A 15,698-nucleotide genomic window follows, 5' to 3' on the forward strand; every position below is an offset into this window, starting at 1 on the left:
AATACCATAACACTGAAGCCAGGTGGAGGAAATTCAGCTCTTCAAACAGCGGGAACGGCCAATTTGGTGGTAAAATCAGATACTTATGCTGATGCGACTGTTTCACAAACCATTGGTCATGGATCAGCCACACAAATTATTGTGGTAACTCAACCTGCGGCTCCATCTGTAAACGGGGGGCAATTGGCAACACAACCATCAGTTAAATTGCAAGATCAATACAATAACGATTGTACAACAGATAATGCTACAAATGTATCAGTTGCGAAAGGAGATACAGGAAACTGGACTCTTGGTGGAGATCTTTCATCCAGCGTTAGTTCAGGATCATTATCATTTACCAACTTAACAGCAAGTAGTAACGAAGCAATTACTGGTGCTTACTTAAGCTTTAGTAGTTCTGGTTTAACTGGTGCAGATTCAGATACGTTTAACTTGGTACTGAATTCATCACCTTCTGATTTAACGGCTGCCAGTAATGCAGATGTTGACGGAGATTTTACCATTACATTTACAGATGTTGACGGTTGGCAATCAAAAATATCAAGTATTACTTATAATGGAAATGGTGTCGATGCTGGTGCATATAATACATCTACGTCAGGACAAATAACTTTTACGCCATCTTTGTCAATTGCTATACAAACAACAGGAACTGCTGATTTTGTATTTGTTTCAGATGGCTTTAATGATGCCAGCTTATCTCAAACCATTAATCATGGAGCTGCAAACAAGCTTTCGGTTTCTACTCAACCAGGATCTCCAACATCTAATGGTGGAGAGTTGAATCCTCAACCTGTAGTTGAAGTGCTTGATCAATACGATAATTTGTGTAGTACCGATGGTGCGAGAACCATTACCGCAGCAAAAGGTGATGCAGGAAACTGGACCTTGGGAGGAACATTGGACCAAAGTGCAAATTCGGGTACGCTTACTTTTGCTGGCTTGACAGCAAGTAGTAATGAGGAAATAACTGATGCAAATATTAGCTTTAGTTCAGCAGGCTTAACTGGTATTACTTCGGCAAACTTTAACCTGGGATTAAATACGCCACCAGCTTTAACAGCGGCTTCCGGAGCTACAGTTGATGCTGCATTTGAAATTTCCTATGTAGATAATGTGGATTGGGAATCAAATATCAGTTCAATTACTTTTGATGGAAATACAGTACCTACTGCTGCTTATACTGTGAATTCAACAACCAACAAAATTACTTTTGATCCTGCTGATGACCCTGTTTTACAAACTGCAAAAACAGGTGATATCGTAATTTCGGTTGATGGGTATAGTCCTGCAACAGTATCACAAGCCATAGGACATGGAGGGGAGACCAAATTAATTGTGGCAACAGAACCTGTGGCTCCAGCCAATAATGGTGATACATTCCAAATTCAACCGATAGTTGAGGTACAAGATCAGTACGGTAATGTTTGTATTTCAAACAACTCTTTAGCTGTTACTGCAGCAGAAAACGATCCTGCTGTATGGGATTTGCAAGGAACTTTAAGTGTAGCCGCATCTTCAGGTGTGATAACTTTTACAGATTTAACGGCATCAAGTACTGATGTTGTAAATGCTGCCTTTATTGCGTTTAGCGCTACTGGAGTGACAGGAATTAATTCAACAACATTTGATTTAGGACTGAACTCACCTCCTGATTTAACTGCTGCAGGCAATGCAACGGTTGATAATGGTTTTACCATTACCTTTACGGATTCTAATTCATGGCAATCTAAAATTTCAACCATAACTTATGGTGGAAATACGGTTGATTCAGAAGCTTATAATACCAGTGTAGGAGATCAGGTAACTTTTGATCCATCGAAATCTACGGCTCTTCAAACTGCTGGAACAGCAGATTTTGTTTTTTCTTCTGATGGTTTTAACGATAAAACATTGTCGCAGGAGATAGGACACGGTGCTCCAACTTCCATTTATATCGAAATACAGCCAAGTGCGCCAACTCAAAATGGTGGATTATTGGCTACCCAACCAAAAGTTGGAAGCAAAGATCAATATGGAAACAATTGTACAGGAGACAATGCCACTGCAATATCTGTTGCTAAAGGAGATGGTGGAGATTGGTCTTTGGGAGGATCTCCAAATCAAACATTGGTTTCCGGAGAATTTACATACACCGATTTAACTGCTACAAGTGATGAAGCGGTAACAGGAGCTTACCTTACTTTTTCTTCTGGTAGTTTTGCTTCGGTTAATTCCGATACTTTTGACATTCCTGTAGATGCAACGCCTACTCTTTCTGCTGCAGAAGGAGCAACGGTTGATAATGATTTTTTCATCAACTTTGCTGAAGATGCAAGTTGGAGAGGAAGTATTAGTTCAATTCAATATGGTGATGAAACATTGCCGAGCGCTTCGTATGATACTAGTGCGGCAGGAAGAATAACATTTACACCTTCTCAATCCTCAATATTACAAGCTGCGGGAACCAAAACAATTACAGTTGTAGCAAGTGGTTATGCCAATGCTACGGTTGAGCAGGAAATAGGTCATGGTTTGGCCAGTGCATTTTTTATTTCAACACAGCCAGTTGGACCTGGATCTAATGGTGCAAGTTTGGCCACTCAGCCTGTCGTTCAAATTCACGATCAATATGCAAATGTTGTAACATCTGATAACACAACAAATCTTACTGCTGCATCTTCAGGTGGAGTATGGACTATTGGAGGAACATTGGAATTAACTGCAACAGCAGGCGAAATTTCATTTACTGATTTAACAGCAAGCAGCGATAATGAAGTGACCGATGCGACCATCACATTTTCATCATTCTCCTTGAGTGATGTAATTTCAGATGCTTTCACGATTCCTGCTTTAGATGCTTCTCCTAGTTTGTTGGCTTCTTCAAATGCTACTGTTGATGCTACTTTTGAAATAACATTCGTAGCAAATCCTACCTGGCAATTGTCTATAGATTCAATTCATTATGGAGGAAATCTGATCTCAGAATCAGCTTATGACAAAACACAAGGAGAGAAAATTATTTTCGATCCATCACAGGATACTGATTTGCAGCTTGCAGGAACCAAGGATATAGAGGTTTTTGCGCAGGGATATGAAACTGCAGGTGTTTCTCAGGAAATAAAACATGGTGCTGCTGCCGAGATGATTATCGCTCTTCAACCAGCTGCGCCAGCAGAGAATGGTGATGAATTGGCTACGCAACCAGGTATTACCTTGCGAGATCAATATGGAAATGACTGTACCAGTGAAAACTCTATAGAAGTTACCGCATCAAAAGGAGATACCAATGATTGGACACTTGGAGGAACAGTTAGTAAAACCGTGGCCAGTGGTTCGGTTAGTTATACTGATTTAACAGCCTCAAGTCCGGGACCTGTAACAGGTGCTTTTATTAGCTTTTCTGCAACAGATTTAACAACTGTTAATTCCAATACATTTGATATCCCTGATTTAAATGCAGGTCCCGTATTAACCGCTGCTACGAATGCAACGGTTGATAATGATTTTGAAATTACTTTTACAGATAATGCTGATTGGAGAACGAACATTACAGAAGTTAGATATGGTACAAATGTTCTTCCAACTGCGGCTTACGATGCAAGTGTAGCAGGTAAAATTACATTTAAGCCTGCTGAGTCGGCTAGTTTACAGCTGGTAGCAAATGAATATATTTACATTACATCAACTTCGTATCTATTGGATTCAGTCCAGCAAGAAATAGGACATGGTGTAGCAACAAATATTGTAATCACTACTCAGCCTTTTGGTCCTGAGAATAATGGTGATTTATTACAAACTCAGCCTGTGGTAAAACTGCAGGATCAATATCAAAATGATTGTACAAATGATAATTCTACAACAGTAGAAGCAAATGCAAGTGGAGGAAGTTGGACTCTTGAAGGATCAGTTTCTCTGATGGTAACAAACGGTGTTGCATCTTATACCGATCTTACTGCCGGAAGTACTGATATGGTTAGCGATGCAACAATTACATTTTCCGGCACAGGACTAACAAACGCGGAATCTGATTCATTCTTGATTCCAGCTCCTCTGATTGCACCATCATTAATTGCTTCTACTACCGCTACGGTAGATTCCCTCTTTGATGTTACTTTTGCTGAAAATGCAGAATGGCAAGGCAAGATTGATTCAATTTCATATGGGGGAAGTGTGTTGCCTGAAACAGCCTATGATAAGAGTCAGGCTGGTAAAATTGTATTCGATCCTTCACAAGATGCAGCTTTACAAGAGGTGGCCACCAAACAAGTGCTTGTGTATTCACGAGGATATCAAGATGCCTCGGTTGATCAGGAAATTAAACATGGAGTACCTGATTCATTAGTTATCGAAACACAACCAACAGCCCCTTTGGTGAATGGGGGAGAGCTTGATTTACAACCTAAAATTTCATTGCTGGACCAATACAACAATAGTTGTGATTCAGAGAGTACTTATGAAGTTGTGGTAAGAAGAGGTGATGAAAATGATTGGACATTAGGAGGAGATACTTTGCAAGCAGTAAGTAGTGGGGTTATCAATTATCGTGCATTAACGGCATCTAGTGCTAATGCTGTAACAGGAGCATATTTAACATTCTCAGGAGATGGGATTACTTCGGTAGATTCAGATCCGTTTGATATTCCAATGTTAAAGAATCCTCCAAATTTAACTGCTCAGTTTGATGCAACGGTTGATGCTGATTTTACAATTGATTTTTTTGATTTTGATGACGATTGGAGAACTGAAATTACAATGATTACGTATCAAGGAGATACATTGCCAGCTTCTGCTTATACCATAAATACTGATAATATTGTATTTCGTGTTTCTGAAGAGGAGTTACTTCAAAAGGCAGGCACTTTCGAAATTGTAGTTAAAGCTCTTGGTTTTAGTGATGCTACGGTAGAGCAGACGGTTGGGCATGGTGTAGCAACAATTATGCAGATAACACAACAACCATTAGCGCCTCTTTCAAATGGAGATTTGTTGGAGCAACAACCAATTATAGAGTTCTATGACCAGTATTCGAATTTATGTGATTCTGATAGTGATAGAACGATACAAGCATCGAGAAGTGACGAAGGCGAGTGGGATTTGGCAGGTACTGTCGAAAAAACCTCCGAAAATGGTGTTGTAACTTACGATGATTTATCGGCTTATTCAACAGGGCCAATTGAGGGGGCTATCATTCAGTTTAGTTCAGAAGGACTTGATGCTGTTACAGCAGATCCGTTTGATATTCCGGATGTTGCAACTCCACCAGTATTAACTGCTGCAGTTGATGCAAGTGTTGATAATCCATTTAAAATTACCTTTACGGAGGATTCTGTTTGGAGAAATAGAATTAACGTAGTAACAGTTAATGATAGTGTGTTGGTAGCGGAGAGTTATAATTTTACGCAACCAGGCGAATTGGAATTGATTCCTTCTGCTTCTAAATTCCTTCAAAAGAATGGATCATTCGAAATCATTGTTCAGTCTCGTGGATTTGCTCATGATACGGTTCAGCAAGATATTCAGCATGGTGTTGCCGATAGTATTTTGGTATTGACTCAACCTGTTGGTCCGGATGTGAACGGAGAACTGTTTGCACAACAACCAGAACTGAAATTAGCAGATCAATATTTGAATGATTGTACTACAGATAATTCTACACAGGTAAGCGTTGAAAAGTATGACAACAAGGCTTGGGAATTAAGCGGAACGCTGGAAGTTCAATCTTCGGAAGGGGAAGTTCTGTTTACAGATTTGGTTGCAAGCAGCGAAATTGCTATTGATTCAGCTTATCTGCAATTCACGTTTACCGGAGATTCAGTGGTTTCTAATTTATTTACGATTCCTGTTCCAATTATTGAGCTAATAGCTGCTGAAAACGCAACGGTTGACAATGAATTTGTAATTCAGGCAAGTGACAATGCAAGCTGGAGAGATTCCATTTCCTCCATTAGTTTTGCAGGACAAGTTTTGGTAGATACCTCTTATCTGATTGAAGCTGGTTCGATAACATTCTATCCGGAAAAAGACTCTACTTTGTACATCGCCAGGACCGATACCATTGTTGTGATTGCTAATGGTTATGCCGATGCAAAAGTCGAACAAAAAATCCAACATGGAGTAACAACTGAGATGTTATTGGTAGATCAGCCAATTGGACCAGAAAATAATGGGGATACTTTGGTTCAGCAGCCAAAAATACAATTGCGGGATAAGTATGAAAACAACTGTACAACCGATAATGGTACAGAGGTTTTGGTAGATAAATATGCCGATCCGGATAATGATAATTCTGCTTTGTGGAATCTGGGAGGAATAAAAACTATCACCGCATTGGAAGGAGTAGTTGAGTATACGAATTTAAGTGCTACCAGCGAAGATGAAGTGATTGGTGCAAGATTACTATTTACTTCTGATGCACTTCCAAATGTAGTTTCGGATAGCTTTGATATTGTAAGGCCACCGGCACCAATAATAACACCTGCTGCCAATGCTAATGTTGATGAAATGTTTACGGTTACATATACGGAGAATACAACTTGGCGCGAAAAGATATTTGATATTCGCTATGGTATTCGAAGTTTAGAAGGAAAATATGACAAATCTGTTCCCGGTCAAATTACTTTTGATCCGGAGGTAACTTCTGTTCTTCAGAAATATGGAGTTGATTCAATGTATGTTTATTCCGGCTTGTACGATACAACCCGATTTGAGCAGCCAATCCATCATGGTAAATCAAAATACCTGGTTATCGGGAAAGAACCTTCAGCGCCTGCAAATAATGGCGAAACATTAATCAGGCAGCCTGAACTGAATCTGCAGGATCAGTATAGAAATATTTGTGATACCGATAGTGAGACAATGATTACGGTGCGAAAAGCTGATACTCAGGAATGGACTTTGGGTGGTACTTTAACTCAAATGGCTGTTGAGGGGCTTGTAAAATTCACCGACTTAACTGCAAGCAGTGATATGGAAGTGCAAGGCGCAAGATTGGAATTTGAAGGCCCTGGTATGATTTCAAAAATATCAAGTACGTTCACAATACCTGAACCTAAAACCAATAGGGCAGGTGAGGCCAGTGCCAACCCGGAATTGGTTTGTTACGGGTCTAAATCCAACATTACATTAACAGGGTTTGATGGAACCATTCAGTGGCAGGTTTACAATGAGCTAAACGATGTTTATGAAGATCTGAATGGCCAAAATGCAGAGTTATTGGTAACCCCTGAGGTTGTAGAGAATAAGATATATCGTGCTAAGGTTTCCAAAGAAGGATTTTCTGCTCAGTATTCAAATTCAGTTTCAGTAAGTCCTATGGAGCCTCCAATTGCTGATTTTACTTTCGAAACAGATCGTAATGAGGTTCATTTTACCAACTTGAGTGAACATGCAACTTCCGTTTTGTGGGATTTTGGAGATGGAATCATAAGTAGTGAATTTGAACCTTCGCATTCATTCGTGTTGGATAATGCAAATGGATCTGGCTACGTAGTCACATTAACGGTATCGAACGAAGCTTGTGGAGATAGTCAAAAATCACAGCAGGTATTTATTACCACAGGAATTGATGATTTGATTGCTGATAAGGGAATTGTAGTATATCCTAATCCTAACAGGGGACAGTTCTTTGTAGAGTTTTCTGCAATGAAGGATGATGGTTTGTTGAGGATATTCAATTCATCGGGCAGTATTGTGCTAAGCAAGAAAATTAAACGCAGCTTTAATGCAGACCGATTGGAGTTCGATTTACAGAATCTTCCTGGAGGCATCTATTTTCTTGTTATTCAGTATCCTGATAAAGTGATTAGGACAAAACTTATTATTACAAAATAGATTGATTTAAAAATGAAAAAGGGTGATTCCGATTTGGAGTCACCCTTAATTGTATTTTATGGAGTTCTGTTTATTCGAATTCAGCCATTGTTTTCTTTATGATTTCAATCGCTTCACGCAATTGAGTTTCGTTAATTGTCAATGGAGGAGCAAAACGAATAATGTGTCCGTGAGTTGGCTTAGCCAATAACCCGTTGTCGCGTAAACGCATACAAACATCCCAGGCGGTTTTACCACCTTTAGGCTTAATTACAACTGCATTTAGAAGACCTTTACCACGAACCAATTCAATCATTTCCGATTTAACTGATTTCAATTCTTCACGGAAAATCTTACCCATTGCTTCTGCATTTTCAGCAAGATTTTCATCTTTAATTACATTAAGAGCTGCCATTGCAACTTCACAAGCAAGAGGATTACCACCAAAAGTAGAACCATGCTCACCTGGCTTAATGCAAAGCATTACATCGTCGTCAGCTAAAACAGCAGATACTGGTACAACGCCACCAGAAATTGCTTTACCTAGAATCAATACATCCGGACGAACACCTTCGTGATCAACAGCTAATAATTTACCAGTTCTTGCAATACCAGTTTGTACCTCGTCGGCAACGAACAATACGTTATTTGCTTTACACAAATCGTATGCTTTTTTCAAGAAACCATCTTCCGGAACGTAAACACCTGCTTCTCCCTGAATTGGTTCAACCAGGAATGCACATACATTAGGGTCTTTCAATTCTTTCTCTAAAGCTTCCGTGTCGTTGTAAGGAATTACAACAAAACCAGGAGTGTATGGTCCAAATCCTTTGTATGAATCCGGATCAGTAGACATAGAAATGATCGTAATTGTACGACCGTGGAAGTTACCATCACAAACAATAATTTTTGCTTCGTTTTCTGGAATACCTTTCACATCGTAACCCCAACGACGAACCAATTTAAGTGCTGTCTCATCAGCTTCAGCACCTGTGTTCATTGGCAATACTTTATCGTATCCAAAGTAGTTGGTAACAAATTCTTCGTATTTTCCTAGGTTGTTGCTGTAGAAAGCACGTGAGGTTAGGGTTAGTTTTTGTGCTTGCTCTACTAATGCATTAATAATTTTTGGGTGACAGTGTCCTTGATTAACAGCAGAATAAGCTGATAGAAAATCGAAATATTGCTTTCCGTCAGTATCCCAAACGTAAACTCCTTCTCCGCGCTCTAAAACTACTGGAAGTGGATGATAGTTGTGTGCTCCAAACTTAGATTCCTTATCCATATAGTCCTGAGCAGTCATTGTTGCTGTATTTGTCATAACTAGAACATTTATAAGATTTTTAAAATAGGATTAAATTCTGAAAATTCAGTACGCCAATTTTATAACTATTTTTTTGATTTTCCAATGCTTTTAGAATAAAAAGTGTAGAAAAAAACGAAAAAAATATTAATCATGACTATTATCATAAATGCGATTGTTAGTTCTTGCTGTATTTATGATTATAGCTAATGTTCTATAAATTTGATGCTAAGAACGGATTTAAGGTAAATATCTGGACATGCAAAGCAGTAAATCAGATTTATTAAATGGTTTTGATAAGTGTTCGGAACATCCAGCCTTTAATGATTTTTCTCTGTCACCTTCCAGTGCATAAGCCGTTTGAGCTATAATTGTTAGGTCTGGACGTTTTTTCTTGATTAATTTCGTGGCCTCTAATCCATTTGTATGTGGCATGTTTATATCCATTAAGATCAGGTTCACCTCTGGGTTCTGAAGGCTTGCCGTCATGGCTTCTTTGCCTGTTTTAGCCCAAATGATATTGATATTGGTTGGTTGCAGATAGGCTTCTAGTATTTTGTAATTGGTGAATTGATCTTCGGCTACCACAACCGTATAATTCTCCCAATTGTATAGATTGGCAGTCGAATCTGTTTCGCTAATCAACTCCTGATCGATAACATTAGGAATGCTAAATTTTACTGTTGTTCCAACTTCCTCTTCTGATGCTATCCAAATTTTTCCACCAAGAAGCTCAATTTCCAATCTTGAGATGTATAAACCCAGTCCAGTACCGCCAAAGTTGTTGATGCCATTTTCGTCAGCTTGTCTAAAGCGTTGAAAAACATTCGACTGAGATTTGGTTGGGATGCCTTTCCCTGTATCGCTAATCGTAAACTCAATGGTTTGATTAATGAAGCGATAGGAGCAAGTTATACCTCCATTTTCGGTAAACTTAACAGCGTTGTGTAGTAAGTTGCTTAAAATACCGATTATTTTATTCTGATCGGATTTGATAACTTGATTCACTTCAATATTTGGAAAATTTAATTGTAAATGATCCTTCTTGTTGTTTGATAAGAGCTTGTTTGTGAGAGATTTCACATCCTTCATCATATTGTGAAGGTTAAAATTTCTTTTTACAGGTTTCGCAGTTCTGCTTTCCAGCATAGATACTTTTAGAAGATCTTCAATAATTTTTAAAAGTTGCAGTCCGGAATCTTTAATAGAGCTTGCAAATTTGGGGATATCTTCTTTTATGTTTCCAGATTCAAGTAATTCGGAAAAGCCTATGATTGAGTTAAGTGGCGTTCTTAATTCATGGCTCATATTGGCCAGAAAAGCATTTTTTAAGTTCTCGGCCTCGAGTGCTTTGTTCCAGGCTTTAGCAATTTCAAACTCTTTTATTTTGATGTCAGTAATGTCTTGAAAAAGAACTTCTTCAATAACATCTTCTTCCTTGTAGACTTCTCCGGTAATTTTCCCCAATCTTAATTCTCCATTCTTATAGAATCGGAATTCTATTTCCATTGGCTGCAATTGCATCTGCTTTAATGATTCTTCAAAAAAAATAAGGTCTTCGGGGTGAATGTGTTTTTTAAGGATATCTCTGGTAGGAATAACATTTCCAGTCTGATAGCCCAGAATTGAGTGAGTCACTTCTGACCACCAAAAATCTTTTGTTGAATAATTGTATACCCAATAACCAATACCAGCTATGCTGTGTATTTTTTTTAATTGTCTGATTTCAGTTGTAGTATTTAGTTTAATCATTTTGAGTTGGGTATATGTTAATATATTGAAGTCTAATTTATTTTATCAGAGATTATATGAAGAATTGTAAATTGCAGGATTATGATTTTAATGATTTAAGTATTCCTTCAGTCAAAAAGAATGTTAAAGCCAACAAAATAAATATTCTCCAATACTGTCTTCCTTCTCTTTTTTCGTTATAAAACTCAGATAGTTTCATTTTTTCAGAAGAAATTACAAAATAGTTCTCGTCTAATGCCTTTATTTTAGCTTCAACTTCTAGTTTTTCGTAATACGAAATCTCAGATTCATTTCTGGGATAATTGAATGAACAAGTTTGAAGAATAGAGTCCTTTAGTGTAAGTACATAATTTTCTGAAAGCCTTAATTGATCAACAATTCTAAGCTGTGTTGAATGGTTTGAACTGTTTATTCTTAAAGGAATGATATCAATACCAATTTGATCATTTTTAATATGGAATTGCTCGTCACTATTCGAATTAAAAGAGCTTATTAATTCAATTGTATTATTTTTTCCAATTTGATAATATATTTTGTCTGAGTTTGTGCTTGTTTTACTCAAATTGATTAAAGTAGGTACTAAAATTGGGTGTGTTATCAGGTTTGTCCATTCTCCATTTAAATTCATACTGAATTGGTACAATTGACCTTTTCCATATTGAATTTTTGTGAATAATTTTTCAGAACCTGCAGTTAGCCAAATAGATTCTAATGTTGGATTACTTGGTGTTGATAATTTGTAGGATTTATAGATATCGGGCAAACGTGCGTTATCTTTCAAATCTTCAAAAACACCATGGTAAAGATTTGTTTTGGTTTCAAGTCTTGAAATTCGCTGTTGGGTAGAGTCGATTTCTAAATAATTTGGAGCCAAAATATCAGATAAGAACAAATTTACACTTGCTTTAATTTGTTCATTGGGTATAAAAAGAACACTTCCACCATTTTGTAAATACGTTTGTAAGCTTTGTTTAAAACCACTTTCAATATCCTCAATTTCATTTAATACAATTAGCTGAAATTCGCTAAAAGTTTCATTGTGTAATTGCGTTTTGTTAATATTCTTAATCTTAAAGTTTTTATCCGAAGCAAAAAGTTTGTTTATGTATTGGTTTTCTGATTTCTGGTTGATGGATAAAATACGATTAACATTATTGGTACTGTAGGAAAAGTACAAATTGTTATCGTAAATAATTGGATAATCTTCAATGCTTAGTTTGGCTTGTACAAATCCAGATTGTCTATCGCTATAGCGTAATTTAGTTATCTGCGATGAGTTTTTATTAATATCGATACTTCCTACCGTTTTCAAACTATCATTTACTGTCAATTGTATCGGAATCTTTTTTAAATCTTTATTGGAATGATTTGAAATTTTAACAGACAATTCCTTTTGAGGACCAGTAAAATGTATAGGCTTTTCGAACCAACATGAGTCCAGAACCAGGTTATTTGTTGTTTGCAAGCTGAAATGAACAAAATCCACATTTAAAAGACTGTCTTTTTGTAGTTTTTCTAGATCAGCTTGTGATTTTTGAAAATCAGATAGTATATAAACTTGTGATTTTTCAAAAGGTGAATCTAGTCGAATATTACCTAGTGTTTTTGATAATTTTAACGAATTGGGAGAGGGGGCTATTTCCTGTATTCTTGCAATGGCTTGATTTTTATTTAAACTGGTAGAGTAGTGTTGTATATCGTTGCTGTAAATTCTGATTTTAGCATAATCAGGCAATGATTTAATCAGTTCGAATGCATGATTTTTAGCAACTTCCAGGGCTTTTCCTTTTTCAGTTTTACCATTCATGCTAAACGAATTGTCGAGGTAAATATTAATTAATTCGTTGCTTTTATTGGATAAATTCTCTCCTGAAATGGGAATGTAAGGTTGCGAAAATGCTATGATAATACATGACAGTGCTAGTATTCTTAGTAATAGAATAAGCAGGTTTTTAAGCTTCGATTTTCTCTTGTTCTCGGTATTTAAATCTTGAAGAAAGCGTAGATTACTAAAAAAGATTTTTTTGTAACGCTTAAAATTGAACAGATGTATAATGATTGGAATCAATAATATAAAAAGAAACCAAAGATAATTTGGATGCAAAAAATGTAGCGACATATTTCCTTAACTTAAAAGTACTGGCAAAATAGCTAAAAACTAACTTGAATTAAAGGATTTCTTTAGAATTTCGCACTCAGCTTTACATTCAATTTTCGTCCTGTAAGATAATTTGGAATTGCATATTGATTCCCCGAAATGTCGTTAATCCAAAGATAGGAAACCGTGTTGTTGATATCTAAAACATTAAACACTTCCAAACCAATCCACATGGATTTAAAATGACGCAGTAATCCTTTGTTTATAGATTTTTCATCTACTAAAACTTTCGAGAAACCCAAATCAATTCTACGATAGTTTGGCATTCTAAAGCTTCCTCCATCTTTACCTCGTTTGGGAGTCCAAACAGGAAGTTTGCCAGCATAGAATAAAGCAAGATGCATTTTATAAGAAGGATTGTTTGGTAAATAATCCTGGAAGAACATTGAGAAATTAAACCTTTGATCGGTAGGTCGCGGGATAAAAGACATTTTATCTCCTTTAATGTTTTCCTCTGATTTCATGATGGATAAGCTAGCCCAGGATTCTGTCCCGGGAACAAATTCACCATTGATTCTCAAATCCAATCCAGTTGTGTATCCTTCTGCCTCCTGATCACCATAATATCGAATTCGAACATTTTCGATATCATAAGGAGTTATAGAAAGAAGGTCCTTATAGTACAATTCGCTTGAAAATTTAAAGGGACGGTTCCATGCTGTAAAGTAATACTCCTGACCTATAACGTAGTGGATTGCTTTTTGGATTTTAACATCTGGACTAATGTTTCCATCAATCATTAACATTTCTCGATATGATGGAACTTGTTGATAAAGTCCTGCAGATAGTTTAAATTTTACTTTATTATCCCAGTTCGGAATATAATGAATGGATCCCCTTGGTGAAAAATATCCTTTTTTATTGTAATCCCAGTAATGATAACGAAGTCCTCCTGTTAGTTGTAGCTCTCCTTTTTTCGATTCTAGCATTTGAGTTGCCTGTACAAATGATTTGTAGTGCTTGGAACTAATTTTATTGTTGGCATTACGATTGTATGCCAGCAAAACTTTACTGTCGGAAACTGGAACTGAATAACCCGCAGAATCTTGATATTGCCATTCATTAATTCGATTGCTAATATCCTCCTTCTTAACTCCAACTCCCCATTGTATGAATAAATCATCAAAAGAGTGATCTCCCTTGATGTCCATATTATAAACCTCCTGATCGAGCTTGTTTCTGGCATGATCAATAAAAGTTCCGATACCCAGATTTTCCACACTTTCTGATTGAGATCCTCCTTGCGATACAAAAAGGTCACTCAGGTAGTATTGTCCCATAATATCATACTTCTCTTCTTCAATGCTTTCGTATCTGTTGCCGATTAATCGAATGAAAGAATTCGAATTGGGATGATACTTAAAAGTAACTGCCTGAATGTTCGAATTGAATTCATCTTTTTCATTTCCGTCAAAATAGATATCAAGATTTAATGCATTGCTAATGGTGCCAAATGATGTACTTCTGTATTCTGGTTCAAAACTATACTTGTTTTGACTAAAGCTAGTCCATAGATGCATACTAAGCACCGAATTGAACTTGTAGTTAACTAGCGCCTGAAAATCTGTGTAATTGGGTTCATATTCACCTTTTGTGTCCAATGAATTTAACAAGTAGCGATTGGTTTTGTATCTCAATCCAGCCATATAGGATAGTTTTCCATTTTTTGATGCATTGGCAAAATGTGTAGATGCGCCCATTAAACTCAACTCGGCTGAAGCTTCGAATTTAGCTGGAGTTTTGTATTTAATATCAAGAACAGAAGATAATTTGTCACCGTATTTTGCATCAAAACCACCTGATGAGAATTGAACTGATGAAACCAAATCAGGATTGATTACACTTAATCCTTCTTGTTGACCAGAACGTATTAAATTTGGCCTGTAAATTTCTATTTCGTTGATATATACCAAGTTTTCATCGAAATTGCCACCTCTAACTGAATATTGAGAACTCAGTTCATTATTGGAATTCACTCCTGGTAGTGTTTTAATAATTTGTTCAACAGCTCCACTGCTGCTAACAGGAATTTGTTTCAAATGCTTTTTATCAATCGAAATGTTTTTATCTCTTATGATTTTATCTGTTTCAACAGTAACTTCAGATATTTCCTGTTCTTTAATTTTTAGCTTGATATTTAATACTTTATTTTCCGATTTTTTAAGTCTGATTGGCAATTCATAATCCTGAAAAGCGATATGTGTAACTTTTAAAGTGTAGTTTTTATCAGAATCAATTGCTAAATCAAAACTTCCATTGCTGCTTGTGCTGGTTGCAATATTTGTTTCAACTATTTTTATGTGAGCGCCTTTAATCGGATTGTTTTCTGTATCGCTTACTTTACCAGTTATTTTGCCGGTGTTTTGTGCAATACAAAAAAAAGGAATCAGAAAAATAAAGAAAAGTACTGATCTGTAAAGAGTTTGATACATGTGTTTTTCGTTTAACAAGAATTAGATTTCGAAAGAATCAGAAATCCCAATATACAAAGGAAAGACAGAAATAAGAAACTTTGCATAAAAATTTAATTAGCCAATTAACACTTCTATAACTTACTGTTTTAAGCAAGTATCTTATCGTTATATTTTACTAATCTTTAAACGTTGAAAATTATACTTGTTAAGAGTAATAAGCTTAAATGATTCAAAAAATTAACTGAATAATTTTTTACTTTTGCTCCAATTGACAAAA

5 protein-coding genes are annotated in these 15,698 nt (G+C 36.4%); 1 reads left to right on the plus strand and 4 read right to left on the minus strand.

Annotated features, from left to right (window positions below):
* Positions 1-66 precede the first annotated feature (66 nt).
* The gene (locus NQ163_RS18695) at positions 67-7,815 is read left to right on the plus strand and encodes a hemoblobin-interacting domain-containing protein (protein ID WP_268191855.1); all 7,749 of its coding nucleotides are present in this window, start codon (positions 67-69) and stop codon (positions 7,813-7,815) included.
* A gap of 70 nt (positions 7,816-7,885) precedes the next feature.
* Here the strand turns inward: NQ163_RS18695 and rocD are convergent, their stop codons facing one another.
* The 4 genes from rocD to NQ163_RS18715 all read right to left on the minus strand — a co-directional run bounded on the left by rocD (position 7,886) and on the right by NQ163_RS18715 (position 15,439).
* The gene (rocD, locus tag NQ163_RS18700; protein ID WP_326493335.1) at positions 7,886-9,115 is read right to left on the minus strand and encodes an ornithine--oxo-acid transaminase; all 1,230 of its coding nucleotides are present in this window, start codon (positions 9,113-9,115) and stop codon (positions 7,886-7,888) included.
* A gap of 222 nt (positions 9,116-9,337) precedes the next feature.
* A complete protein-coding gene (locus tag NQ163_RS18705) occupies positions 9,338-10,849 on the minus strand; it encodes a hybrid sensor histidine kinase/response regulator (protein ID WP_268191856.1) in 1,512 nt (503 codons plus the stop codon).
* 79 nt (positions 10,850-10,928) lie between these two features.
* Entirely contained in the window at positions 10,929-12,968 is a 2,040-nt protein-coding gene (locus NQ163_RS18710) for a BatA domain-containing protein (protein ID WP_268191857.1), read from the minus strand.
* 62 nt (positions 12,969-13,030) lie between these two features.
* A complete protein-coding gene (locus NQ163_RS18715) occupies positions 13,031-15,439 on the minus strand; it encodes a TonB-dependent receptor (RefSeq protein WP_268191858.1) in 2,409 nt (802 codons plus the stop codon).
* Positions 15,440-15,698 lie beyond the last annotated feature (259 nt).

Source organism: Marinifilum sp. D737 (assembly GCF_026672275.1).
Taxonomy (GTDB): Bacteria; Bacteroidota; Bacteroidia; order Bacteroidales; family Marinifilaceae; genus Marinifilum.